15 protein-coding genes and 1 tRNA gene are annotated in these 26,304 nt (G+C 72.3%); 11 read left to right on the forward strand and 5 right to left on the reverse strand.

What is annotated here, in order from left to right; translation table 11 throughout:
* Positions 1-55: 55 nt before the first annotated feature.
* Positions 56-1,651, forward strand: a complete 1,596-nt coding sequence (locus C1701_RS18140) for an FAD-binding oxidoreductase (RefSeq protein ID WP_103056314.1) — start codon at positions 56-58, stop codon at positions 1,649-1,651.
* Positions 1,652-1,664: 13 nt separating this feature from the next.
* Here C1701_RS18140 and C1701_RS18145 read toward each other — a convergent pair whose 3' ends face one another.
* The 3 genes from C1701_RS18145 to C1701_RS18155 form a co-directional block, all read right to left on the reverse strand.
* Positions 1,665-3,356, reverse strand: coding sequence for an ABC transporter ATP-binding protein (locus C1701_RS18145; RefSeq protein WP_245588766.1), 1,692 nt, complete (start codon positions 3,354-3,356; stop codon positions 1,665-1,667).
* A gap of 38 nt (positions 3,357-3,394) precedes the next feature.
* Positions 3,395-5,230: an ABC transporter ATP-binding protein gene (locus C1701_RS18150; protein WP_103056315.1), complete on the reverse strand. Its 1,836-nt coding sequence runs from the start codon at positions 5,228-5,230 to the stop codon at positions 3,395-3,397.
* A 293-nt stretch (positions 5,231-5,523) separates the two neighbouring features.
* Complete coding sequence (locus C1701_RS18155) at positions 5,524-6,684, reverse strand: class I SAM-dependent methyltransferase (protein WP_026418556.1); 1,161 nt, start codon at positions 6,682-6,684, stop codon at positions 5,524-5,526.
* Between the two features lie 532 nt (positions 6,685-7,216).
* Between C1701_RS18155 and C1701_RS18160 the strand changes: the two genes are divergently transcribed.
* The 3 genes from C1701_RS18160 to C1701_RS18175 all read left to right on the forward strand — a co-directional run bounded on the left by C1701_RS18160 (position 7,217) and on the right by C1701_RS18175 (position 9,755).
* Positions 7,217-8,107, forward strand: coding sequence for a phytoene/squalene synthase family protein (locus C1701_RS18160; protein ID WP_162182575.1), 891 nt, complete (start codon positions 7,217-7,219; stop codon positions 8,105-8,107).
* A gap of 170 nt (positions 8,108-8,277) precedes the next feature.
* Positions 8,278-8,955 (forward strand): ABC transporter ATP-binding protein, encoded by a 678-nt coding sequence (locus C1701_RS18170; protein WP_337661805.1) that lies wholly within the window; start codon positions 8,278-8,280, stop codon positions 8,953-8,955.
* On the forward strand, positions 8,952-9,755 hold the full coding sequence (locus C1701_RS18175; protein ID WP_026418554.1) for a hypothetical protein: 804 nt from the start codon (positions 8,952-8,954) through the stop codon (positions 9,753-9,755). The genes C1701_RS18170 and C1701_RS18175 overlap by 4 nt, the downstream gene beginning before the upstream one ends.
* 342 nt (positions 9,756-10,097) lie before the next feature.
* On the opposite strand, the gene C1701_RS18180 is transcribed toward C1701_RS18175, so the two are convergent.
* Positions 10,098-10,961, reverse strand: a complete 864-nt coding sequence (locus tag C1701_RS18180) for a MerR family transcriptional regulator (RefSeq protein ID WP_016697326.1) — start codon at positions 10,959-10,961, stop codon at positions 10,098-10,100.
* A gap of 272 nt (positions 10,962-11,233) precedes the next feature.
* On the opposite strand from C1701_RS18180, the gene C1701_RS18185 reads away from it, so the two are divergent.
* From C1701_RS18185 to C1701_RS18195, 3 genes are all read left to right on the forward strand, one after another.
* On the forward strand, positions 11,234-12,274 hold the full coding sequence (locus C1701_RS18185; protein WP_337661806.1) for a ferric reductase-like transmembrane domain-containing protein: 1,041 nt from the start codon (positions 11,234-11,236) through the stop codon (positions 12,272-12,274).
* Between the two features lie 170 nt (positions 12,275-12,444).
* Positions 12,445-14,943, forward strand: coding sequence for a molybdopterin oxidoreductase family protein (locus C1701_RS18190; protein WP_337661807.1), 2,499 nt, complete (start codon positions 12,445-12,447; stop codon positions 14,941-14,943).
* On the forward strand, positions 14,940-15,410 hold the full coding sequence (locus C1701_RS18195; RefSeq protein WP_308208872.1) for a hypothetical protein: 471 nt from the start codon (positions 14,940-14,942) through the stop codon (positions 15,408-15,410). The genes C1701_RS18190 and C1701_RS18195 overlap by 4 nt, the downstream gene beginning before the upstream one ends.
* Positions 15,411-15,998: 588 nt before the next feature.
* Here the strand turns inward: C1701_RS18195 and C1701_RS18200 are convergent.
* Positions 15,999-16,074, reverse strand: a tRNA-Arg gene (locus tag C1701_RS18200).
* 346 nt (positions 16,075-16,420) lie between these two features.
* Between C1701_RS18200 and C1701_RS18205 the strand changes: the two genes are divergently transcribed.
* The 4 genes from C1701_RS18205 to C1701_RS18220 all read left to right on the forward strand — a co-directional run bounded on the left by C1701_RS18205 (position 16,421) and on the right by C1701_RS18220 (position 25,958).
* On the forward strand, positions 16,421-18,454 hold the full coding sequence (locus C1701_RS18205) for a cytochrome c oxidase assembly protein (RefSeq protein ID WP_103056319.1): 2,034 nt from the start codon (positions 16,421-16,423) through the stop codon (positions 18,452-18,454).
* 434 nt (positions 18,455-18,888) lie between these two features.
* Positions 18,889-19,395, forward strand: a complete 507-nt coding sequence (gene ssb / locus C1701_RS18210; protein WP_337661808.1) for a single-stranded DNA-binding protein — start codon at positions 18,889-18,891, stop codon at positions 19,393-19,395.
* Positions 19,396-19,890: 495 nt separating this feature from the next.
* Positions 19,891-21,567, forward strand: coding sequence for an energy-dependent translational throttle protein EttA (gene ettA / locus C1701_RS18215; protein WP_026418550.1), 1,677 nt, complete (start codon positions 19,891-19,893; stop codon positions 21,565-21,567).
* Between the two features lie 11 nt (positions 21,568-21,578).
* Positions 21,579-25,958 (forward strand): hypothetical protein, encoded by a 4,380-nt coding sequence (locus C1701_RS18220; RefSeq protein WP_337661809.1) that lies wholly within the window; start codon positions 21,579-21,581, stop codon positions 25,956-25,958.
* Positions 25,959-26,304: the final 346 nt, after the last annotated feature.

Raw genomic sequence — 26,304 nt, forward strand, 5'->3', positions numbered from 1 at the left:
ACCGCGTGACCGCGATCGCAAGCCAACCGTCCACACCCGCGAAGGAGCGTCCACGATGGACGAGGTGCCGTCGAACCGGCTGATCAACCCCAAGGTCCTCAGCGGCGACCCGGGCCCGCCCCGCATCACCCCCGAGGACGCCCGGTACGAGGACCTCGCGCTCCGAGTGAGGAACGAGCGGTTCGAACACCGTCCCCGCTACTTCCGCGTCCCCCGGACGACCGAGCAGGTCGTGACCGCCGTCACCGAGGCAGTGCGGGCGGGGGACCGGATCACGATCCGCAGCGGAGGCCACTCGATGGAGAACTCCGTCGGCGAAGCCAGCGACGGCGTGATCATCGACCTGTCCGCCATGAACGGCGTCTACCACGATCCCGGGAGGAGGGCCTTCGTCGTGGAATCCGGTGCCACGCTGGGCGAGATCTACCGGGTCCTCTACCTGACCTGGGGGGTCACCATACCGGGAGGCTGGGGGCACTCGGTCTGCGTCGGCGGCCACATCCAGGGCGGGGGATACGGGGTGCTCTCCCGCAGCCTTGGCTCCGTCGTCGACTACCTGTTCGCCGTCGAGGTCGTCGTGGTCGACGCCGACGGCACGGCACGCGCGGTCATCGCCACCCGGGACCCGGCCGACCCCCACCACGAGCTGTGGTGGGCGCACACGGGCGGCGGCGGTGGCAACTTCGGCGTCGTCACCCGGTACTGGCTGCGAAGCGCCGTGACCCCGGGTGACGACCCGGCCCAACTCCTACCCCCACCGCCCGCCACCCTGCTCACCGGTGTGCGCCGCTGGACCTGGGACGGGCTGACCCGCGACGCCTTCCACCAGCTGATGGACAACCACGGGCGGTGGCACCAGGCCAACAGCTCCCCCGGCTGCCGGTACGCCGCACTCGCCTCCCGACTCGTGGTCACCGGGCGGGGCGACCAGGAGGACGGCGAAGCCGTCGTGGTCGCCGCCATGATCGACGGGGGACCGCCCGACGCTCGCCGCATGCTGGCGGACTACCTCGACGAGGTCGGCGACGGAGTGGGCGGTGAGCAGCACATCGGACAGGCGACACCGTGGCTCTACACGATGATGCCCCCTGTGCCCGATGGCGACGCCCACCGGGGAGCGGAGTACGACCGGTACAAGGGCAAGGCCGGGTATCTCCGGCGGGGCTTCACCCGCCAGCAGATCGACACCGTCTACGACTACCTGACCAGCCCCCGGGCCGGAGTCGAACTCGCCAGGCTGTGGCTGCTCGCCTACGGCGGCCAGATCAACGCGGTCGACCCGGCCGCGACCGCGCTCGCCCAGCGCGACTCCGTCCTCAAGGCCGTGTACATCGCCATCTGGTCCGACGCGGCGGACGACGCCGAGAACCTCGACTGGATGCGGAGGTTCTACCGGGACGTCTACGCCGAAACCGGAGGTGTTCCCGTTCCCGGTGAGGTCCACGACGGTACGTACATCAACTACCCCGACACCGACCTGGCCGACCCGGCCTGGAACACCTCCGGCGTGCCCTGGCACTACCTGTACTACAAGGACAACTACGAGCGGTTGCGACGGGTGAAGCGCGACTGGGACCCACGCGACGTGTTCCGGCACGCCCTGTCCGTCCGCCCGGCCGACCCGCCCGGCGAACCCGCACCCACCCCTTGAACCACCCGGGGGGTCAACTCGTGATCCGCCAGCTCCTCGCGTGCTCGTACTGGTCGTACAGGCGGGAGAAGATCCCGCCCGTGTTCCGCAGATCCGCCGGTGTCCCGACCTCCGCGATGCGCCCCCTGTCGAGGGCCACCACCTGATCGGCCGTGGCCAGCGTCCCGGGGCGGTGGGCGATCACGATGACCGTCCGTTCGGGGTCCACCGACAGGTTCGCGATGGCCTGGCTGACGGCACTCTCGTTCTCGGGGTCGAGCGCCGAGGCCGCCTCGTCGATGAGCACCACCCGGGCCCGCTTGAGGAAGGCCCTGGCGATGGAGACCCGCTGACGTTCGCCACCCGAGAGCTGGGTGCCGCCCTCCCCCACGCGGGTCCGCCACCCCGCCGGCAACCGTTCGATGACCTCGTCGAGGCGGGCGTTGCGAGCAGCCTCCTCCAACTCCGCCCGGCTCGCCTCCGGCCGGGCCAGCCGGAGGTTCTCCTCGATCGTCGTGTCGAACAGGTAGACGTCCTGGAAGACGATCGCGACGTCGTTCAGCAGGACCGGGTGGTCCAGCTCCCGGACGTCCACGCCGCCCACCAGCACGCTGCCGGAATCCACGTCGAAGAACCGCGCCACGAGCCGGGTGATCGTCGTCTTCCCCGACCCGGAAGGCCCCACCAGCGCCGTGGTGGTGCCCGGCCGGCACCGGAAGGAGACATCGGTCAGGGCGGGTGTGTCCCCGTAGGAGAAGGTCACCCGGGAGAACTCGATGTCGGCGCTCCGGAGAGAGCGCACCGGGTTCGGGTGGTGGGGGAGGGCGGGGATGCGCAGCACCTTCTCGACCCGCTCGGCGAGGTAGTCCATCGCTCCGATCCCGGACGCGTGGTCGATCATCGCCCCGAGCGGTTCCAGGAAGCGGATGGCCAGGATCAGCAGTGCGAGGGAGTCCGCCACGGACAGCGTGCCGGACAACAGGAACTGGACCCCGAGAACCAGCACCACCACGTAGCCGATCATCACGACCCCGCTGTAGGAGAGGTCGGGGAACAACATCCGGTCCAGGCCACGCCGGTACTGCGAGCGGTGGTCGTCCAGCGCCTCCCGCATCCGCGCGCTGCCCGTGGAGCTGGTGCCCGCCGCCCGGAGCACCGGCTGCGCCTGGCCGAACTCGATGGCGCGTCCGGCCACCTCGTTCGCCGCGATCTCCATGTCGACCGACACCCGGGCAACGGTCCGACGGGAGACCCGCATCACGGCCAGGGCGAGCGGGAGGGTGGCCAGCAGCACCAGCGCCAGGCGCCAGTCCACGGCGAAGGTCACCCCGATGACGGTGACGGGCACCAGGACGCAGGTGATCGCCGGTGCGGCGACGGTCACCGTCAGCTGGGACAGGACGCCCGTCACGTTCGTGACCGTGCGGACGAAGGTCGCCTTCCTGTCCGAGGTGAACCATCCCAGGGGAAGGGTGGTGACGTGGCGCATCAGGTGGTGCCGGAGCTGTTCGGCCAGCTTCATGCTCGCCGTGAACCCCAGAGGCGTGGCCACCACGCTCAGCACCGCGTACAGGGCCAGTCCGAGTCCGCCAACGACGAGCCACGGGGCGGCGGCCGCGAAATCTGGCTCCGGGCGCAACACCGCGCGCAGGATCGGGATCAGCAACCCGAGCAACAGCCCCTGCAGCACGGCGAGGACCGCCGTCATCAGCCACACACGGACCATCAGGCCGGGATGGGGCCACAAGCGGTAGAGCCTGCGAATCACCTGCTGTCTCCGTTCTGCTGGGCACGCCACATCCGGGCGTACAGGCCTCGTCGTCCGAGGAGTTCCGCATGGGTGCCGTTCTCGACGACGCGGCCCGCCTCCAGAACGAGGATCTGGTCGGCGTGCTGGATCGTGTGCAGCCGGTGGGCGATCACGACCACCGTCTTCCCCGCGACGAGCCGGGCGAGCGCGTCCTGCACCGCGGCCTCGCTGTCCGGGTCGAGCGAGGCCGTCGCCTCGTCGAGCACCACGATCGGTGCCCGCGAGAGGATCGCCCGCGCGATGGTCAACCGTTGACGCTCGCCACCGGACAGACCGCCCGTCCCCGACTCCAGCACCGTGTCGTACCCCAGCGGGAGCCGCTTGATGACCTCGTCGATCTGTGCTGCTTCCGCGGCCTCCCTGACCTCCTCGTCGGTGGCACCGGGGCGCCCCACCCTGATGTTCTCGGTGACCGTGTCCCGCAGCAGGGTGACGTCCTGGAACACCAGGGACATCGACGCCAGCAGGGTCCTGGAGGAGATATCCCGCAGGTCCACGCCCCCGATCCTGATGGCGCCGGCCGTGACGTCGTAGAACCGGGGAAGGAGGCTCGCGATGGTGCTCTTCCCCGCGCCGGACGGCCCCACGATGGCGGTGACCGTGCCGGGCTCGCAAACCGTGTCGATCTCCGCCACGGCGTTGGTGACTCCGTCATAGGAGAAGGACACCCGGTCGAACTCGATGCGGTACCCCTCGGGTTGGCGGGGGTGGTCGGGTTCGGGCAGCGGTGGGTGCCTGAGCAGGCTGTCGATGTGGCCGGCGGCCATCCGTGCCATCCGGAGACCCTGGGCACCGTGGATCATCGGGCTGAAGGAGGTGGGCAGGCCCACTCCCACCACGAGGAAGGGGAGGAGGTCCGCCACGGGGAGCCAGCCGGCGGCCACGAAGGCCAGCCCGCCGGCCATCACCACCCCGAAGACCGCCATCTCGGATCCGAGCACCCGGTTCACCGCGGAACTCCTGCGGTGGCCCGCCATCCAGGCCCGGTAGGCCGCGGTGTGTTCGGCCATCGCGTCGGCGAACCGGCCCAGGACCCGTCCCTCCGTGCCGCCGAAGGTCTTGACCACGCCGATGCCGTCGACGTACTCCACGCTCGCCGCGCTGATCTGGCCCTCCGCCGCGATGAGACGGGACATGTGCTCGGGCAGCGAACGCATCGACATCCGGTAGGTGATCAGCGTCAGCACGGGCACGGCCAGGGTGACCAGGGCCATCCGCCAGTCCACCAGGAAGAGGTAGGTCGTTCCGACGACCACCGCCACCGCCGCGCCGAGCAGGCCGCCCAGCGCGTGGGCGAAGAGCTCGTGCATCTCCTCGAGGTCGTCGGTCATCGCCTTCTTGACCCGCCCCGACCCCGCCGCGCGGAACCAACCCAGCGGGACGGTGCCGAGTCGCCCGACGATCCGCACCCGGAGGCTGTGCAGCATCTGGGCGTCGGCCTTGTGCCCGACGTGGGTGGACAGGCCGAGCAGCAGGAGCCGGAGGAGCGCGCCGCAGGCGCCGGCGATGGCCCAGGCCCACACCGTGCTCGCCACCGGACCACCGGTGTTCCCCAGTACGGTTCGCGCGATCTCCGCGACGGCCACGAACGGCAGGAAGCCCGCGGCGGCCGCCACGGCGGAGAACACCGCGCAGGTGATGAGGTGGCGTCGCACCGGGCGGAGCATCCGGGCCGTGTCGCGGATCGGAAGCAGACGGGGCTCGTTCGGTTCGGCCCTCGGCTGCTGCTCATCAGATGCCGGGGCGCCGGCGGGCTCGAATTGCTCCGCCGTCGTCTCCGTGCTTTTCATGAGGATCCCTCGCTCCGCTCGTCCTTCACCTTCCCGTCCCGCGGCTCTCGACATCCTCCGTTGGTGGCGAGTGACGCGGGCGGCACCCGGGTCGGCCAACAGTCGCGGAGGGCACGGATCAGCGACTCCATGTCCTGCGACGAACGAATGACCGACGGTCAGTCACCAGTGAGGTTAGTCTAAGCTAAGACCACGCGACCACGGGGTCCCGTGACACCGGTGCCGACGCGTCGGCCGCGTGGGCTCGCCGGGCGAGCCCGGCGAGCGGTGGCGGGGCCTGTGCTGGGCGTGCGTCAGACCGGCTCGCGGGGAATCCACGGCGGCGGCGCGTCCTTGGTGTTGAGCCCCTTGTCGACGAAGGCGATGTTGCGGTAGCAGTGCACGCCCGAGACATACCGTTCGGTCATCGACGGCGTGTGTTCGTCCAGCGAGCGGTACTCGAGCAGGTTCAGCCCGTCGAGAAGCGCCTTGACCCGCTCCACCGAGGTGCCGGTCACCCCGCTGCCGGGCGGGCCGCCACCGAAACCCTCCCAGTACGAGGTGTGCATGTCCTCGATGACGTAGATCCCACCCTCCCTGACGTGGGGGAAGAGGGCGTCGAAGGAGGTCGACACGTGCTCGTTGACGTGGCTGCCGTCGTCGATCACGACATCGAAGGGCCCCAGTTCCTCGGCGAGCCGCCCCAGGAACTCAGGGTCGTTCTGGTCGCCCCGGATGGTGCGCATCCTCGGACCGCGGATGGTCGACTTGTCGTGGATGTCGAGTCCGTAGACGAGGCCCCTGCGGAAGTAGCGTTGCCACATCCGCAGGGATGCCCCACCCGCCGTGGGGTCGTCGTACCCGCCGACGCCGATCTCAAGGAGGCGCACCGGCTCGTCCGCCAACCGCCGGAAGTGCTCGGCGTAGTGCTGGGTGAACCAGTGGAGGAAACCCCACTTGTCGGAGCCGAACCGCACCGCGAGGTCGTCCAGGCTCACGGGAGCCGACAGGCAGCCGGAGAGCACGGCCTGGATCGCCTCGGCATAGGGCCGCTGCGCCTGGAACATCAGGTAGCTGTCCTCGCGCGGGTCCCGCCCAGGAGGGGTGAGCAGGGATTCGACCTGCCTGGTGGTCCCGGATGGCCTGGTGGCGGGGCCGTACAGCGCGGTGACGAGGTCGGCGATCTCGAAGCGGACCAGCGCACCGGGGTCCCCGGCTCGCCCGGCGGTCACCTCCAGCTCTCCCCCGTCGAAGGAGAAGGTGTGTTCCGACCTGCCCTCGCCCCGTCGTAGTTCGAGCACCAGCGTCGCGGTCACCCCGCTCGGCGGTGCGCACCGGCTGACGATCTCGTCGATGACCAGCGGTACCACCGTCTCCAACGTCAGTTCGTCGACCAGCGCGCCGATCTCGTCGGGGGGTCCCGCCGCGGCGCGCAGCAGGGCTTCGACCGTGTTGCCCGGGGCTTTCCTCTGCATCGGTACTCCAGGGATCGTCGTGGCTGGGGGCGGCCGACGTCCGCCCTCGGCAGCCGACCGCCTGGTTACAGGCTGATGGTCGCCACGGCCGAAGTCCCTGCGGTGGGACCGAAGACTATGCCGAAGGTGCCGCTCCGAGGCGGTGGCGCGAACCAGGGCGGTCCCCCGCGGTCCCCTCCCGCTGCCGTGGTCCACCCGCGCCCACCGGTCCACGGCCGTGTCGTGGTACCGCTCCGCCCAACTGGGTGGCCGACGCCGGTCCCCGTCCTGATCTCGCCTGGGTCCGGGGCGGTCGGTCACGGAAGGAGGCAACCATTAGCCCCGATCGTGTGATGGTCCGGGTGATCCACGATGAGTAATCTGATGACGACCACGACTCGTGTGGTCCAGAACGTGGTGAGGATTCGGTGGATCGCGTCCCGATCTGGGAAACCGAGCTGCCACGGTCGTTGGACTCGAATTGCCAGCCGATCCGATTGACCCCATTGTTCGCGGAAACAGCTGACCGACGGGCGACGGGGGCGGAATGGCCGTGAGAAACGATTCCACGCTGCGTGACTCCTTCGCGTTGTGCCGTCGGGTGCACGCCGTTGGCGACCGCCTGAGCTTCCTCACGGTGCGTGCGCTCCTGCCGGCCAGGACCCGCCCCCACGCGCACGCCGTCTACGCCTTCTGCACCACCTCGGACCGCATCGCCGACGAAGGGGAGACCCCGGGCTCACGGCGGAGGCACTTCCACCGGTGGGCCGAGGAGTCGTTGCGCGAGCTGCGCAGGGGGCACAGCGATCACCCGCTCCGCCGAGCGGTGGTGCACACCAGCAGAGAACGGGACCTCGACCCCACGCTCTTCGAGGCCTTCCTCGACGCGACGGCGCGTGACGCGGCCGGCCCCGCCGAATTCCCCACGTTCGAGGACCTCCGCCAGTTCCTGCGCGGGGTGGCCGGGGTGCCCGCTCTGCTGGGAGTGCGGCTCCTCGGCGTCGTCTCCGAGGAGGCCGATCGGCTGGCCTCGAAGATGGGGGAGGTCTTCCAACTGGTCGACATCACCCGCGACTTCCCGGTGGACCTGCCACGGGGGCGGGTCTACGTGGCGGACGAGGACCTGGCGCGGTTCTCGGTCAGCCGGTCCGAGTTCCGACGCGGCCTCCCCAGCCCCGCCCTCGACGACCTGGTGCGCCACCTCGCCTCCCGGGCTCGGGAGATGTGCCGGGAGGGGGCCGCCCTGGTGCACCACCTGCCCCCGGTCGACCGGCCCTTCATGGCCGCGGCGACCAGGGTGATGATGACGCACTTCGAGCTGGTCGACCGGGCTGGTGCCCGGGCCCTGCGCCAGCGGGTCGAGCTGTCCCGCTCCACCCAGGCCCTGGTGCTCGGGACGCACCTCCTCGGTGCCCGCCGTGAGAAGGGACGGTTCGGTTCGTGAGGAAGACACGTCCGTTACCCGGCTCGCCACCGGGGACACCCCCGCCCGAACCCCGCCCGGGCGTCGGAGCGGCACCCGGGACGGGTCCCGCGAGTGGCGGCCGGACCCGCGATTCCCCGGCACGCGGATCGGGTCCCGGTGGCCTCGGAGCTCTCGGGAACCCGCCCGACGTGGGCGGCGGCCCCCGTGCCGGCGGCGGAGTCGTCGCCCACCCGGCAGGCGGTGACCACGACCCCGTGCTGCTGGTCTCCTCGGTCAGCAGGTCCTACGGACGACAGCGGGTCCTGACCGACGTCAACCTGGGTGTCCGGCCTGGGGAACTGGTCGGGGTGGTGGGGGAGAACGGAGCTGGAAAGACGACCCTCCTCCGGATACTCGCCGGGCAGCTCCGCCCCGACGGCGGGACGGTGCGAGTGCGGGGTTCCCTGGGGTACTGCCCCCAGCAGGCGGTGGTGAACGAGGCCCTCACCGTCGGCCAACACCTCAGGCTCTTCCAGGTCGCCTACCGCCTCCAGAACGACCACCGCGCACGGGAACTGGCCGAGCGGCTCGGGCTCACCCGCTACGAGCGGGTCCCGGCCGGTGTGCTCAGCGGCGGGAACCAGCAGAAGCTGAACCTGGTCCTGGCGCTGATGCACGACCCCGCCGTGGTGCTGCTCGACGAGCCGTACCAGGGCTTCGACTGGGAGACCTACCTCCGGTTCTGGGACCTCGCCGACGACCTGCGGGCCAGGGGCCGCGCGATCCTGGTGATCTCCCACCTGGCGCACGACATCGAACGTCTGGACCGGCTGCACCGCCTCCGCGCTGGTGCGCTGCGCGGGCCGGGAACGGAGGACCGACGGTGAGGACCGCCGGGACGGTCGCCTGGCTGACGCTGTACGAGCTCAGCCGGAACCGGCTCGCCATGCTCCTGCTGCTCGTGTTCATCCCCGTGTGGATCAGCCTCGCCCACCTGGTGTTCTCGCCGGTACCCCTCGACTTCACGCACCGGTCGACGGGGACGCTGCTCCAGGTCAGCGGTCGGGAACTCACCATGATCAGCGGCTCGCTGAACGCGGTCACCCTGCTGATGGGGTTCCTGATGTTCAGCGCCACCCGGCGGGCGAGGATGTTCGACCGGCGTCTCACCGACGCTGGCTGCCCCCGGCGCGCGCTCCTGCTGGCCAAACTCGTGGCCCTGACCGTCGGCTCGCTCCTCGTCGCCGGCTGGGCCACCCTGGTGATGTTGGCCTACTGGGACGTGCGGCAGCCGTGGCTGCTCTACCTGGCCCTCGTGGTGTCCGGGCTCATCTACGGCGGGATCGGCATCGTCCTCGGGGTGTTCCTCCCGGACGACCTGGAAGGCATGTTCACCATCATCATGGTCAGCATCATCGACCTCGCCCTGCAGAACCCGATCGCGAACCCCGCCGCCGACGCGGCGCTCATCGTCTACCTGCCCAACTACGGCCCGATGCAGCTCGGGGTCGCCGCCGGCTTCACCGACCTCGTACCGCGTGCCCCGCTGCTGAACTCGCTGGCCTGGTGCGTCGGCTGCGGGCTCGTCGGCCTCGTGGTCTTCCACCTGCGCACCCGGCGGCACCATTCCGCCGAGGGCCCGTCGGGCACCCGGCAGCAGGGGTGGTCCGACCCGGTCCGGCCCTGACCGACCTGGTGGCGCCCGGGGTCACGTCCCGGTCGGCGCGAGCGCGACGCCTGGCGCGGGTGTTCGCCCGCCGCGGCACGGGTACGACGGTTCGGTCCCGGGGGGTGCGCCACCCCTCAGGCCCGCGCGACTGGCGGTCGGTCGCCGAGAGCGTGGAGAGGAGTCGCCGCGTCGGGATCCGGGCCCCCGCCCCCGCCGCCTTCATGGAGCTCCGTCCTCGGCGTGGTGAACGCCCCGCGCCACCGGGGCGAGCCCGTCAGCGGCACCGGCCACCAATGCCTCGTCGAGCTCGCCGTCGGGGCGGTCGTCGCGTCCCGGCCGGTGGTCCCAGGCGGTGACCCGTCAGGAACAGAACGGGTCCTCGTACTCGTCGAGCGCGATGACGGCCATCGCCGTCTCCACCCCGCCAGGGCGCAGGATGTGACGCATCCGCGCCACGTCGAGGAAGGCGTTGTCGAGCGGGTGGGCCATGAGTCGGGACAGCGCCGCCGCGTACTTGGCGGCGGAGTCCTCACCGGGCATCTCGATCGACATCTCCGTGCGGGTCTCGAACAGTTCGTGCGTGACCCCGTCGGGCAGCCGTTCCGGCGGCACCTCCTCGAGATCCACCGGGACCTTCACCAGCCAGTGCGGACCTTCCGGAGTGTGGTAGCGCCGCCGCTGCTCCCGGGTCTCGATCGCCGAGCACCGCCAGGGCGCCCCCGATACCCGTGCGCCCAGGCCGTCGGCCAGCGACGCGAGTCGGTTGACGACCTCCCAGACCGCCTCGTTGAGCTCGTCCCAGTCGTACCACGCCTCGTGGGTCTCGCCGCGCTCCGCGGCTCGGGCGGGGACGGCGGCGGACAGCGCGAACGTTGCCGGTGTCGCCTGTTCCCGCACCTGCGGCCACGCGTCGACGAACACGCGAGCGTCGTCGAGCGCGGCGTCCTCGGCCTGACGCTGGCGGCGGATCGCCTCCCGGTGGTTCCGCAACAGTTCCGGCGTGTCCTCAGGGTGCGCCAGGGCGTGCCGGACGAGGCGGACGGCCAGCCCGGCCCGGCGCAACGTCGCCACGAGCAGCGCCCTTTCCACCTGGTCGAAGGTGTAGCGGCGGTACCCGGTCCTGGGGTCGACCTCCGCCGGCACGACCAGGCCCTCGGAGTGGTAGAAGCGCAGGGTCTGTGCCGGAAGTTGGCACACCTGGCTGAAATCGCTGATGGACAACACACCAGGAGCGTGGACCCTGCGGTAACCAGAAGGTCAAGCCCGGCGGCGGTAGGAGTGCCCGGCGCCACTGCCGTTCCCGCCGGGGAGGCGCACGGCGCACTCCCCGGGAGTGCGTGACGACCGCGGCGCGAACCAGCGGCGGTGGGTGCGCTCGGCGTCCACGCCCCAGCAGGTGGCCGGCCTGGCCGTCCTCGGCCCGGAGGTGCGAGTTCCCTGGAACTTTCCCGGCTCCCCGTCCGACTGTGTACGTGGGGGACGACCGGGAGGGCGCGATGGTCTCGACGACAACGACCGATGGCACTGGGCGGCGGCCTTCCGAGCCGCTGGCGGACCTGCGGGCCGCCGTACCGGACGCGGTCGCGGCTCTGCTGCTGACCGGGGCGATCTTCGCGTTCCTGCACCACCGGGTGCGGACCGGCGTCTCGGCCACGCTCGAGGTGATGCCCTACCTCGCCGACGCCAACGCCTACTGGATGTACTGGCTCTGCCAGGCCTTCGGCTGGTCAGCGCTGCTGTGGGCCTGGATGACGACGATGCTGGGCCTGGTGCGCTCCGCCCGGCCACCCCGCTGGCTCCCGGTGCCGCCCGCCCGGATCGAACGGTGGCACCGCGCGACCAGCCTCACCACCATCGGCCTGATGTTCGCGCACGCCTTCCTCTTCTTCACCGAACTCGTGCGCACCAGGGAGCCTGGGGGCGGCTGGGTCGGCCGCACGTGGAACGCGTTCGTCGAGGCCTTCGTGCCCGGCGGCTACTCCTCCGGCACCGGACGGGTCGCGATCCTGCTCGGGTTGCTGGCGTTCTACCTGGCCATCCCGCTCAGCATCGCCTTCTACCTCCGGCACCGCACGGGCGGGAGGACGTGGCGGGCGCTGCACCGATTCGTCATCGTCGTCTACGTCCTCAGCGCCTGGCACACCCTGCTGTACGGCACGAACGTGTGGTTCGACGGGTGGCCGAGGACGACGCTGTGGCTGCTCCAGATACCCGTGGCCGTCCTGCTGCTGGTCAGGCTGCTCGCCCCGGCCCGCAGGTCCGAACGCCTCCGCCGCCTGGCCGGCTGGCTGGCCGTCGGGCGGCGGGCGGTGGCCCTGCTGGCGGTGTCCGCGTCGATCCTCGTGGTGCTGGCGGTGGTGGTCACCGGACGGGACGGCGGTCGAACCCCCGGGGTCGACGGCGCCGGCCTCTCCGTGCACCCGTGGATGGTGTGGCTCGGGACAGCCGTGCTCCTCGTCGCCATGGTGGTCGCGGTCGCCGTGGTCCGGGCGGCGGAGCGGAGGCGGGTGGCCGAGCGCGGTGGGCCGAGGAGCTGATGTCGCGGGGGCCGCCGGCACCGGCTCGCGCCTCAGCCGCCCGCCCGACCAGCATGACCAACCGGCCCCCACGAACGCGGATCCGGCTCGGTACCGAACCCAGGTCGAGACGGGCACGCCGTGCCCGTCTCGACCTGCGGACCGCCCTGGTGGGGAGCACAGTGGGGCACATGGATCGGATCGCCGACGTCTGGGGGCCGCGCACCCCGCACGGCAAGGGGACGGTCTGGCCGGCCAGGGTGGACGAGTACCTGGCCGACGGCCTCTCCGGGGACGAGGTGGACCGGTGGGTCCCCAGCGCCTGCGTGCTGTGCAGCAACGGGTGCGGCTGCGACATCGCGGTGAAGGACGGCCGGATGGTGGGGGTGCGGGGGCGGGCGACCGACGTGGTCAACCACGGCCGGCTCGGACCGAAGGGCCTCTACGGCAGCACCCCGTGGGCGTCGTCCCCCGACCGGCTGACCCGCCCCCTGGTGCGGGAGGCGGGGCAGCTGGTCGAGACCGACTGGGACACCGCGATGGGTCGGGTCGTGGAGGTCTCACGCCGGTTGCTGGCGGAGAAGGGGCCGCTGACCCACGGTTTCTACAGCACCGGCCAGCTGTTCGCCGAGGAGTACTACGTCCTCGGGGTCATCGGCAAGGCCGGGCTGGGAACGCCGCACATGGACGGGAACACCCGCTTGTGCACCGCGACCAGCGCGGCAGCCTTCAAGGAGTCCTTCGGCGCTGACGGGCAGCCCGGTTCCTACACCGACGTCGAGCACTGCGACGCGCTCTTCCTCTACGGCCACAACATGGCCGAGACGCAGACCGTGCTGTGGATGCGGGTGCTGGACCGCACCCGATCACCGGACCCGCCGGTGGTGGTCTGCGTGGACCCGAGGCGGACCCCGGTGGCAGTGGAGGCGGAACGCACCGGCGGGGTCCACCTCGCACCCCGGGTCGGCACGAACCTCGCGTTGATGAACGGGCTCACCCGCGAACTGTTCGCCAACGGCTGGGTCGACGAGCGGTGGGTCCGAGACCACACCCTGGGCGTCGAGGAACTGCGCGGAATCGTCGAGCCCTACACCCCGGAGGTGGTCGCGCGGACCTGCGGGGTCGACGCCGACGACCTGCGCAGGGCGGCCCGGATCTTCGGGGAGAGCCGCGACGTCCTGTCGACCGTCCTCCAGGGCTTCTACCAGTCCCACCAGGCCACCGCCTCGGCCGTGGCCGTGCACAACCTCCACCTGTTGCGCGGCCTGATCGGTCGACCCGGGTCCGGTGTCCTCCAGATGAACGGCCAGCCCACCGCCCAGAACAACCGGGAGTGCGGCGCGGACGGCGACCTGCCCGGATTCCGCAACTGGGAGAACCCGCGCCACGTGGGGGAGTTGGCGGAGCTGTGGAACGTCGACCCGTTGACCATCCCGCACTGGGCGCCACCCACCCACGCCATGCAGATCTTCGGCTACGCCGAGGAGGGCAGCATCGGGCTGTTGTGGGTCGTGGGAACCAATCCGGCCGTGTCCATGCCCGAGTCGGCGCGCATCCGCCGGATCCTGGGCGGTGACCAGTGCTTCGTGGTCGTGCAGGACCTCTTCCTCACCGAGACCGCGCGGCTGGCCGACGTGGTGCTACCCGCCGCCGGCTGGGGCGAGAAGACGGGAACGTTCACCAACACCAACCGGGTCGTGCACCTGTCCGAGAAGGCCGTCGAACCCCCCGGTGAGGCGAGGAGCGACCTGGAGATCTTCCTGATGTACGCCGACGCCATGGACTTCCGCGACAGGGACGGCGCGCCGCTCGTCCCGTGGCGGGAGCCCGAGGAGGTCTTCGACGCCTGGCGGGAGGCGAGCCGAGGTCGACCCGTGGACTACACGGGACTGACCTACGCCAGGCTGCGAGGGCCCACCGGGATCCCGTGGCCGGTCACCGAGCACGCCCCCGACGGAACGGACCGGCTCTACCACGACGGGGTGTTCCCCACCCGCACCGACGAGTGCGAGACCTACGGCCACGACCTGCTCACCGGCGCGGTCGTCACCGAGCAGGAACACCGGGCGATGCGCCCCGACAGTCGCGCGTTCCTCAAGGGAGCGCACCACACCCCGCCGCACGAGGAACCAGGGCCGGAGTACCCGATGCTCTACACCACCGGCCGGACCGTCTACCAGTTCCACACCCGGACCAAGACCGGCCGGTCCCCCTCGCTCCGGGCGGCGGCACCCGACGCCTGGGTCGAGCTGTCCGAGGTCGACGCCGCCCGGCTGGGAGTCAGCGAGGGCGACGTGGTCCGGGTGGAATCGCCGAGGGGCGCCATCGAGGTCAGGGCCCGGGTCGGGCGGGTGAGACCGGGAACGGTGTTCGCGCCCTTCCACTACGGCTCCTGGGACCTCGACGACGCCGATCCCGAGCACCAGCACCGGCAGGCCAACGAACTGACCATGACCGTGTGGGATCCGGTGTCCAAGCAGCCCTACTTCAAGACGGCGGCCTGCCGCGTCGTCCGGGTTCGCGGCGGTGACGGCCCCGCGCCGGCGCCCACCACGGCGGCGTCCGCGCCGGTCGGCGGTGGCGTTCCGGGGACGTCCGGCGGGGCGCCGACCACCACGCGGCTGACGGACACCCCGGGCTACCCGGACGACCCGGCGGTGGACGCGGCCGGCGGGACCGGAGGCCGATGATGCACCTCGCCACCTACGTGGGGCTGGCCCACCGGTCCGAGCGGACCCTCGCCGAGTCCCTCCGCGTCGTCGGGGAGGGCCACGCCCGCCACCCCGACGTGCTCTTCACCTGTCGCACCCTCGCCGGGTTCAGCGACGACCACGTGCGCCAGCTCGAGCCCGTCGCCCGCCGTTACGGCGAGCAGCACGGGGGCGACGTCGAGGAACCCGACCGCCTCCACGCCGCCGGGCTCGCCGAGGTCCGCTCCGGGCCGGTCGGCCTGCTCCGCGACCTCCAGGACCTGCACGTCCTGGGCACTCTTGTCCTGACCACCTGGACCGTGATCAACCAGGCGGCCCAGGGGTTGCGGGACCACGAGCTGCTGTCCATCGCGCGGAGCGCCAGCGGGCAGACCTCCCGTCAACTGTCCTGGTTGAACACCCGCATGAAGGCGGCCGCACCGCAGGCGCTGATCGTCGCGCCGTGACCGCGTGCGTCGCCCTCGGATCCGGTCACCACGTTCCCGGTCGGGGTTGGTGTCCCCCGGTCCCTCCTCGTGGGCACCGGCGAGCTGGGCGGGCGCACCGGCTCGTCGTGACGGGTCGCGGCTCGAGGGCGGCCTGGACGGACCAGGAGCGCCCCGCTCCGAGGGGTGCGGCCCGCCGAGCGGGTCCGCGACCGAGGACGCACGGCGTCGAACGCGGACCGCCTCGTCCGACGAGGAACTCCCACCGACCCACCATGCCGGGGCCGTTGCCACCGGCCCTGCTCGGGACCCAGCGGGGACGCACCGCCTCGGAGTCGCGGTCTCCGAGCCGCGCACCGGGTGAGCGAGGCCGGGTACGACGAGGTCCGCGCCCACCCCGATGGCCGCCCGGTCCCCGGCGGGCGACGCCCGCTAGTCCTACCCGAGCACCGCCGCCTCGCCGACCGGGCCTTCCCGGAATGCCTCATCGTGAGTCGTCGCCCGGACCGCAGTTCCGTTCCGCCCGGCCAGGGCGATCGCCCTCGCCCGCTGGGGACCGGCGGAAACGGGGCGGATCGAGTGAGAACGCCGCGGTGAACGACGACGTGGTGGTGCCCCCGGCAGGATTCGAACCTGCGACCTCGGGATTAGAAGTCCCTCGCTCTATCCACTGAGCTACGGAGGCGTGCGCCAAACGCGCGGACAGGTTAACCGGTGTGAAGTCGGTGTTCAGCTTCAGCGGTGGACCGTTGCCGAGCCGGTACCTAACCGATGACGACCGCACACCTTCCCCGCGTGAGCCGGGGGAAGCCTAGTGGTCACCGCCCGGCTGACCGGCTCCTGGGCTGGCCAGGTGGAGATCGTTTTACCAGCCGAAACCCGGATGGGTTGCCACCTGATGCCGTGTCCGTGTGCTCTTGGTCACGGCGATTCACTCCCGGGCGGCTGACTCCGGTGCCGTCGCCGGGAAACCGCACGTGGCCGTAAGGACGGCCGGACCGAGCCGGGGGCATCTGTCCTAGGCTCGCGCCGTGTCCCCCACACTCACCACGGAACGGGTCGAGGCCGACCGGAAGGAACCGGCTCGGCGCTCCGCCGTCGGCGTCCTCGCGGTCGTCCTGCCGGGTACGGTGCTCGCCGCGCTGGTCGCGGCCCTCGTCCTGATGCTGTCCGCGACCGACACCTACCTGGCGCTCGGCCTGCCCGATCCCGGGGACGTGGTCCGGTACGGGTTGCCCGTGGCCCGTGTCGTGGCGGAGGTCGGTGCCGCGGTCACCATCGGGTCGTTGCTGCTCGCCGCGTTCCTCACCCCTCCGCAGCGCTCCGGGGAGCTCGCCGCCGACGGGTTCGCGGCGGTGCGCATCGCGAGCTGGGCCGCCGCCGCGTGGGCGCTCGGCGCGGCGGTCACCGTGCCCCTCAGCCTCGCGGACGCGGTCGGGTGGCCGCTGGCGCGGGTCCTGGACTGGGAGATGTTCGGCGAGCTGCTGGGTCAGCTGGAGCAGGCGCGGGCCTGGGCGTGGACCGCTGGTCTCGCGCTGGCGGTCGCGGTCGCCTGCCGGGTGGTGCTCACGTGGTCGTGGGCCGTCGCCTGGTTCTTCCTGTCGTTGGCCGCTCTCCTCCCGGTGGCGATGACGGGGCACTCCGCCAGCGGAGGCGCGCACGACGTCGCCACCAACAGCCTCCTGTTCCACCTGTTCGGCACGATGCTGTGGGTGGGCGGCCTGATCGCCCTGGTCACGCACGCCCTGCGAGGCGGCCGTCACCTCGGTCTGGCGGCTCGACGGTTCTCCCGGCTCGCCCTGGTCTGCTGGATCGCCATGGGCGTCTCCGGCGTGGTGAACGCCCTGTCCCGCCTCCGCCCCGACGAGTTGCTGACCAGCACCTACGGTCAGCTGGTGGTGGCCAAGGCCGTGGCCATCCTGCTGCTCCTCGTCTTCGGCTACCTGCAACGGGAGCGGTCGGTCGCCGAGATCGAGCGCACCGGCTCCGCAGGGCCGCTGATCCGCCTCGGCGCGGTGGAGATCCTGTTGATGCTGGTCACGGTGGGTCTGGCCGTCGGTCTGGGACGGACTCCGCCGCCCAGGGAGGTGGCCAACACCGAGATCAGCGCGATGGAGCTGGTGCTGGGCTTCGAGCTCGACGGGCCGTTCACCTTCGGGCGGATGGTGTTGGACTGGCGTTTCGACCTGGTGTACGGGACGTTGTCCCTGGTCCTGGCCGGGTTGTACCTGGCGGGTGTCCGCCGGTTGCGGCGGCGGGGCGACGCCTGGCCGGTCGGGCGGACGGTCGCCTGGTTGGGTGGCTGTGCCACGGTGCTGATCGCCACCAGTTCCGGTCTCGGCAAGTACTCGCCGGCGATGTTCAGCGCCCACATGGGTGCCCACATGATGCTGGCGATGCTCGCCCCCATCCTGTTGGCCCTGGGCGGTGCGGTGACCTTGGCGCTGCGCGCCCTGCCCACCGCCGGGAAGGACGGCCCGCCGGGGCCGAGGGAGTGGCTGCTGGCGGCCGTGCAGTCGCCGGTGACCCGGGTGCTGGCCCACCCGCTGGTCGCGCTGGTCCTGTTCGTCGGGTCCTTCTACGGCCTCTACTTCTCGGGGTTGTTCGACGTGGCCCTGGACCAGCACTGGGCGCACCTGGCCATGAACGCCCACTTCCTGGTGACCGGCTACCTGTTCTACTGGCTGGTGATCGGGGTGGACCCCGCGCCGCACCGGTTGGCGCCGATGGGGCGGCTTGGTCTGATGTTCGCGTCGATGCCCTTCCACGCGTTCTTCGGCATCATCCTCATGGGGTCCAGCACCATCATCGGGGAGTCCTTCTACCGGGGGTTGTCCCTGCCGTGGGTGTCCGACCTGTTGGAGGACCAGCGACTCGGCGGTGGGTTGTCCTGGGCCAGCGGGGAGGTCCCGGTCCTGGTGGTGATCGTGGCCCTGCTCGTCCAGTGGGCGCGCAGCGACGCCAGGGACGCCGCTCGTTCCGACCGGCGGGCCGAGTCCGACGGGGATGCCGACCTGGCCGCCTACAACCGGATGCTCCGCGACCTCAACGGCCCCGGGAAGTAGCGGAGTCGCCCTCGCGGACCTCGGCCGTCGTGTTCCGCCAGCGGGCGAGGCGGTGGGCTGGGGTCGGGCGGCGTTCGAGCATCTCGGCCTCGCGGGGCGTGCCTGGCGCGACGGCCTGGACGCGGTGGCGGGAACCGCGCGTCGCCGGTGTGTACCGCTGGGTGGTCGTTCCGGTCGACGCACCCCCTCACGGGTGAAGGGGTGTCGCCTCCCACCCGAGTTGTCCACAGCCCCCGGTTATCCACAAGGCGGCCGGCGGTGAGCTGCCGGGAGCCCTCTCGATGGGCCAGCCTGGCTTCCGGAAAACGAACACGAGGGGGCGGGGCGGACCACCGGCGTCCACGGCGGTGCGGCGGACCGCCGTCGGCGCGCGGTGCCGGTGCCTGCCCGGCCTCCCTCCGCTCACCGGAAGGGCTGCGACAGTGAACGAGACGATGACGACCGTGGTGGGAACCGTGATCAGTGAGGTCCGGGCTGGCCAGACCCGGGAGGGGCACGCCTCGGCGAGCTTCCGGGTGGCCAGCAACGAGCGCCGGTACGACCGGGGCACCGGGCAGTGGGTCGACGGGGATCGCCTGTTCCTCACGGTGCGGTGTTGGCGCCAGCTGGCCGAGAACGTGACGGCGGCGCTGCGCAAGGGCGATCCGGTGGTGGCCCAGGGGCGCCTTCATACCCGTGACTACGACATCGAGGGGCAGCGCCGGTACGCGGTGGAGCTGGTGGCGACGACCCTGGGCCCTGACCTGGCTCGGTGTCGCGTGGACCTGCTCCGCGACCGGCGGGAGATCCCGGCCGGGGGCGGTTCCGACTCCTCGGAGCCGGGGGCCTCCCCTGTTCCTGGGGCGGGCGGTGACGGCGCCCCTGGAACCCGGACCGCCCCGGGTTCCTCTCCCAGCCGGGTTCCCGACCACCCCGCTGCCGCGCCGTTGGTGCCCGCCTGAGCGGGTGGGCGCGGCAGGACGGTCCCCCTGCCGCGCCCACCTCGGTCGGTCGGGTGAGTTCGGGGTGGCCGCGCCCGGCGAAGGCGTCTCGCCGGCGGGTACCGCCGTCCGGCCGCCCGCTCGCCCAACCGGGGCTGGACGAGGACGCCGCCTCGTCCAGCCCGTGGCCGTGGGGGGAAGCGGAGCGACCGAGGCGAGGCCCGGTGACGTCGACCGGCGCCGACGGCGGTTCGGCTCGGGAGGGGCGCCGTGCCGGGGACAGCGCGACCGGAAGGGGCTGGCCGGTGTCCGGGGGCTGGCCACGGACCGTCGGGTTTCGGTTCGGCGGCCTTCTCGCGGCGGGCCTCCGCCGGTGGGGAAGGCCGCGAGGAAACGCCCTCGCACCGCCTGGCGGCCGCCGCCGGGGCCCTGGTCGAGGGCGCCGCAGCGGGGGATCGTCGCCGTCCGGTTGACCGACATACCGGGTGCCACGGCCACCGCTCTACGATCGCGGCCATGGCCGAGTTCATCTACACCATGAAAAAGGTGCGCAAGGCACACGGTGACAAGGTGATCCTTGACGACGTCACCATCATGTTCTACCCCGGCGCCAAGATCGGTGTCGTCGGCCCGAACGGGGCCGGAAAGTCGTCTGTGCTCAAGATCATGGCCGGACTCGACCAGCCGAACAACGGTGACGCGTTCCTGTCACCGGGCTATTCGGTCGGGATCCTGCAACAGGAACCGCCACTCAACGAGGACAAGACGGTTCTCGGCAACGTCGAGGAGGGCGTTGGGGAGATCAAGACCAAGCTGAACCGCTTCAACGAGATCGCTGAGCAGCTCGCCACCGATTACACCGACGAGCTGATGGAGGAGATGGGCAGGCTCCAGGAGGAGCTGGACCACGCTGACGCCTGGGACCTCGACTCCCAGTTGGAGCAGGCGATGGACGCCCTGCGGTGCCCGCCGCCGGACGCCGACGTCAAGGTGCTCTCCGGCGGTGAGCGCCGCCGGGTCGCGCTGTGCAAGCTCCTGCTGAGCAAGCCGGACCTCCTGCTGCTCGACGAGCCGACCAACCACCTGGACGCCGAGAGCGTGCTGTGGCTGGAGCAGTTCCTCGCCAGCTACCCCGGTGCCGTGCTCGCCGTCACGCACGACCGGTACTTCCTCGACAACGTCGCCGGTTGGATCCTGGAGCTCGACCGGGGACGCGCGTTCGTCTACGAGGGCAACTACTCCACCTACCTGGAGAAGAAGTCCGAGCGGCTCGCGGTGCAGGGCAAGCGGGACGCGAAGCTGCACAAGCGCCTCCAGGACGAGCTGGCCTGGGTCCGGTCGAACGCCAAGGCGAGGCAGGCCAAGTCGAAGTCCCGTCTCCAGCGCTACGAGGAGATGGCGGCCGAGGCGGAACGCACCCGCAAGCTCGACTTCGAGGAGATCCAGATCCCGCCGGGTCCGCGTCTGGGCACGGTCGTCGTCGAGGTCGACAAGCTCCAGAAGGGCTTCGACGACAGGGTCCTGATCGACAACCTGTCCTTCGACCTGCCGAGGAACGGCATCGTCGGTGTCGTCGGCCCGAACGGGGTCGGCAAGACGACGTTGTTCAAGACGATCGTCGGGCTGGAGGAGCCGGACGCCGGTTCGGTGAGGGTGGGCGAGACCGTCAAACTCTCCTACGTCGACCAGGGCCGGGCCGGGATCGACCCCAAGAAGACCGTGTGGGAGGTGGTGTCCGACGGGCTCGACTACATGCACGTCGGCAACGTGGAGATGCCCTCCCGCGCCTACGTGAGCGCGTTCGGTTTCAAGGGGCCGGACCAGCAGAAGCCGGCGGGGGTGCTTTCCGGTGGGGAGCGGAACCGCCTCAACCTGGCCCTCACCCTGAAGCAGGGTGGGAACCTGATCCTGCTCGACGAGCCCACCAACGACCTGGACGTGGAAACCCTGTCGTCGTTGGAGAACGCCCTGGAACAGTTCCCCGGCTGCGCCGTCGTGATTTCCCACGATCGGTGGTTCCTGGACCGGGTGGCTACCCACATCCTTGCCTGGGAAGGTACGGATGAGAACCCAGCGCAGTGGTTCTGGTTCGAGGGCAACTTCGAGGGGTACGAGCAGAACAAGGTGGAGCGCCTCGGCGTCGAGGCGGCCCGCCCGCATCGGGTCACCCATCGCAAGCTGACGCGCGACTGATCGGAGACCGGATGACGGCGGCCTGGGGCGCCGCGCCAGCAGGCGACGAACGTGACTCACTCGTGCGTGCGGCACGGGAGTTGCGCTGGAGCGCGCCCGAGGTCGCCCTCGTCCTCGCCGACCGGGCGGCGGCGATGGGTGGGACGGCCCGGGACCTGACCTGGTCCCGGGCCCAGTCGGTGGCCTGTTATGCCCTGAGCCGGCTCGATCGCGAACCGGCGGCGGCCGAACGGGCCGTGCCGGCCCTGCGGCTGCTCGAACGGTGGTTCGCCGGTGCTACCGGGACCGCCCGGGCCGAGATGTCGGAGGAGACCGAGCTCCTCGCCGAGCTCCGGGTGCAGGTGGCCAGGAGCGCTCGTCGACTCGGGTCGCCGGCGGTCTCGGTGCCGCTCCTGCGTCCGGTGCTCGCCGCCGGGGGCGTGGCGTCGGGTGCGCGGGCGGACGCCTTGCTCGAACTGGCATCGCTGTTACCAGGGGATACCGGGGAGTCGGAGTGGGCGCGGGTGCTCACCGAGGCGGAGGAGCTCTGCGACGGGGGCGAGGCGGACCGTGACGCCACCTGGTCGCGACGCGCGGCGGTGCGGGGAGCGTGGGCTCGACGCCAGCGGAGGGCGGGCGATCTGGACGCCGCGATCCTGTCGGCGCGGGACGGTCTCCGGCTGCTCGAGCAGCTCGACTCGCCGGCCCGCGACAGCGGGCGGGTTCGGGGGCGTCTCGTCGTGGAGCTGGTCAACGCGCTCCTGGACTCCGGCCAGCCCCGCATGGCCGTCGCGGTGTCCGAGGAGCTGCTGGCCGCGCCGGCGAGGTTGCCGGCCCTGTCCTCGCACGGCTGGTTGCGAATCCTGCTGGCCACCCGCGTTCGGCTGCCGGCTGGGGACGCCGAATGCGCTCGGGAGCTGTTGGTCTCCGTGGCCGAGGACGCCAGGCACCACCGCCTGGACCCGCTGTTGTCACAGGCCATGCGTGAGCTGTCCTTCGTGCACGAGAGGCTCGCCGAGACCACCGAGGCCCTGGACTGCCTGCGGGCCGCCCATGCCGCGGAGCGTCGGGCGCAGCGGGAGGTGCGGACCGCGCGCCTCCGGCTGGCCGATGAGTTCGCCGACTCGGCGGAGGGGAAGGACGGGGTCGGCGACCTGCTCACCGTGCTGGGGGAGGCGGACCGGCTTGGTGCTTCCTCCTCGTCTCGCGTCGCCGGCCGCCGTCGACGGGAGCGTCAGCAGGACTCGCCCTTCCTCAGCCGGTTCCGGGTGGGCCGAGGTGTGGGCCAGGACCCGGAGGTCTGGGATGGGGGCGCAGCGGCCCTAGCCTCGGGCCGTCCTGGCGGAACGCGGTCGTCCGCTCCCGGCCAACCGCTGCCCGAGGACCCGGCGTCCACCCGGGCGGCTGACCGGGCCGCCAACGAGCCTGACCTGTCGCGCGCCGGGGGAGCCCTCCCCGGGGGGACTTCCGTTGGTTCCACCACCGAGCCCTCCGCCGTGGACGGGCCGGAACCCGAGGGGGGGCCTGGCGCGCCGCTCGGGGCCGACGACCTGGTCCCCGGGGAGGCGGCCGGCCGGTGGTCCGATGGTGGCCGGAGGTCGGTCGACGAGGGCAGCGGCGGTCGGCGCCGCGCCGCCGCCTGGGACGTCGAGCGTGCCGGCACGGATCAGGTTGACGCGGTGGAGACCGAGCCCGCTGGCCGTCCCCCCGCGTGGTCGTCCGCCGACGATCCCTTCGACCAGTGGGACCCGGGCATCGGGCTGCCGGGTGCCGGTGAGCCGGCGAGCTGGTCGCCCGCTGGCCAGCCAGGCGCGCCACCGCTGCCCCCGGCGGCTGACCCCTCGGGTGGGGGCGGCTTCCTCGCGCTGACCGGCGGTGCCGTCGAGGAGGCACGGCGTGGCCTGCTGGGCAGCACCCTCGACCTGTTCCGGGGCATCGGCGCGGCGGAGCGGCGGGACCACGGCGCGACCCCTCCCTCGGGGCGGGGCCCCGGGGACGGGGAGCTCGAGCTGGCTGGCCCGCCTGACCACGGTGCTCGGGGTTTGCCCGACGGCGGACCACCGCCGGTGGTGTCGTCACCTCCCTCGGATGAGCCGGGGGAGCTGCCCTTCGATCCTGCGGTCGATCCGTTCTCGGTGCCCGTGGAGTCGTGGTCGGCCGGCGAGGGCCCCGCTCCCGAGGTGGCCCACGGACCTCCCCCCGACGACCCGGCTCCCCGCGGGTTCCTGGCGGGCGGGCGCGATGACCACGACGAGTCCGGCGGTGCCGACCGCGACCGGCCAGCGGCCGGCTCCACCCCGCCCACCCCGTCCGCCTCGGCTCCGGGTGAGCCGGGTGCCGTGGACGCCGCACCGGCCCGGCCCTGGGCGGTCGGGCTGCCCGTCGAGACGGGACCGTCCACCGAGGGGACAGCCGTCGGCCCTGCCGCACCGCGCCAGTCCTGCCCGCAACACCGGGGAGGGGGCGGTGCCCCGGTCGGAGACGTGGCGAGGGCATCGGGGGCCTGGGGCGCCGGGCACGAGCCGGACCTCGGGGCGAAGCCGCCCCGAGGTGGGGCATTCACCGGGCCCGGCCAGTCAGCGGCGACCGTTCCGGCGGCCGGCACCCGGTCGAGCGGTGGTGCGGACGGGCCGCCGCCCGCCGAGCGGCCGGACGGCACGACATCGGCTGGTCGCGGTACCACGACATCGGCTGGTCGCGGTACTGGGGCGCGGGGGGAGAGCGCTTCCTCCAGCCCAGCTGCCGAGCCCATGCCGGTGGCCTCGGCCGATCCGGGGACGCACTCCCCGGTGGCGAGCGGGGACGATCTGGGCGGGGCCAGTCTCGCCGAGCTCCTCGCGGGAGCGATGGTCGCCTACGAGACCACCCGCCAGTCCCTGCGCCGGCGGATCGACCAGGAGCGTTCCCGGCAGCGAGCACATCTGCGGGCGGTGCCCACCGATCCCTCGGAACCCCCGGACCTCCCCCATCCCTCGGTGACGGGCGGGCAGGGGCCCGTGGCGGCCCCTGCCGTCGGGGCCGACCACCCGCCCCGGGGCCTGACCCCGCCGGCGGGGGCGGACGCGGAGCCCCCGTCGAGCCCAGCGCCCACCGATGCCACGTCAACCGCCGAGGGCCCGCCCCCCGCGTGTTGGGTCGACCGGCCGACGGGGGTGGACGGCGGTGAGGGGCGGCGCGCCAGCGGGTCCGGCCGGAGCCCGGGCGGTGCGTGGTGCGCCAGGGGCGATGCGAACCCGACCGATGGCCAGGGCACGGACGACGCCCCCGCCGGGAGCGCGGCAGCCGGAACCGGACCGGGCCACCACCCTGAGGCGCTGACCGAGGATGCCCGGCCGCACGCGTCTCCCGGCGGCCGGCACTCGGCGTCGGCGGGACGGAGGGGGGAGGACGGCGCCCTCGTCCCGACGAGCGAGGCAGGTGAGAACGCCGTACGAGAACCACCCGGGAGGACCGCGGTCAGTGAGGGACCATCACCGGGTGGGGACCTCTCCTGGCGGACGAGCCATCACCAGGAGTTGGCCGGGGCAGCTGAGACCCCGGTCCCCGAATGGCGGGTCGCGCCGTCCCTGCCCCACGAGGTGTCGGGGCCTGGCACGACGCGGTCCGAGGTCCACGGCGTGTCCGACGGCCCGGGCGCCCCGACCGGTTCCGCGGTCCCCCCTCCCCCCGATCCCGGCCGGGAGTACCTGCTGGATGGGCCAGGGGCGTCGGCTCCCGTCGTGGAGGCCGGCGGCGCCCACCCGGTCGCGGAACCCGCTCTGACCTGGGCGGTCGAAGCGGAGGTGTCCGGCCCGCCGGCCCCGGCTCCGGCGCCCCGGCACTCGTCCGTCCCCGGTGCGGAGACCGTCCAGGAGGAGGGGCTGACGACAGGGCGGCGGCGGAGGCGAGCGCGCCACGAGGACGGCACGGGGACGGCCCTCGAGCGGCCGGGAGGCGCCGTCGAAGATCAGCACGCCGCGCCGGTGCTCCCGGCGTACGGAACCACCATCGGGAGCCCGACTCGGCGGCACGGCCGACCCGGTGGCGCGCCCACCTCAGCCGCCCCGACGCCCGGTGCGGACGAGGAGGCGGCCCCCACCATGACCGGCGGGGCCTCCGAGGTGCTGAGGGGGCGGCATCGCGGCTCGGGGGACGACGACGTCGATCCGGGGCTCGACCGGTGGGTCGCCGCTCGGCACCAAGCGGACCCGGACCAGGACCCGGACCCCAGCGGCCCGCTCGTGTCCGGTCGGGCCGCCCACCGGACTCCGGAGCCGACGCGTTCCGGCGGTACGCACCGGGCGACCACGGATGCGCGCCACCACGGGGAGCCGAACGGTTGGCGGGCGCCGTCCGGTGGCTCCCCCACCGGGCCGCCGGAGGCGGAGGGTCCCCGGCCGCGAAATCGGCGGTGGACGCCGCCGGCGGACTGAGGCGTTCCCCGCCGACCGCCCCGCGCGCCACCGCCCGCCCTCCGAGCGTGAGGGCATCTCGCACACCACCTGAGCTGGGGCACCACCCGTCGGGGCCGGCACCGGAACGGGACCACCCGGGACACCAACCGCGGTGGGCGGCCTCGGCCAGCGCACGCGGGAAGCCCCCGAGTCCGGTTCGAGTGGAGCGGACGAACGTGTGCTGGGTCTCGCTGGCCCGTCTCCGGCGGAGCGTCGGCGGGACCAGGCTCTAGCATCGTGGGCAGTTTCCGCAACGGATCGTCAGACCGCGGTCACCACCGTGCCGCCTGTCGTCCGCGTCTACCCGTCGGCCCGCCACCACCGG

The sequence above is a fragment of the Actinoalloteichus sp. AHMU CJ021 genome, assembly GCF_002895405.1.
In the GTDB taxonomy this organism is placed as follows: domain Bacteria; phylum Actinomycetota; class Actinomycetes; order Mycobacteriales; family Pseudonocardiaceae; genus Actinoalloteichus_B; species Actinoalloteichus_B caeruleus.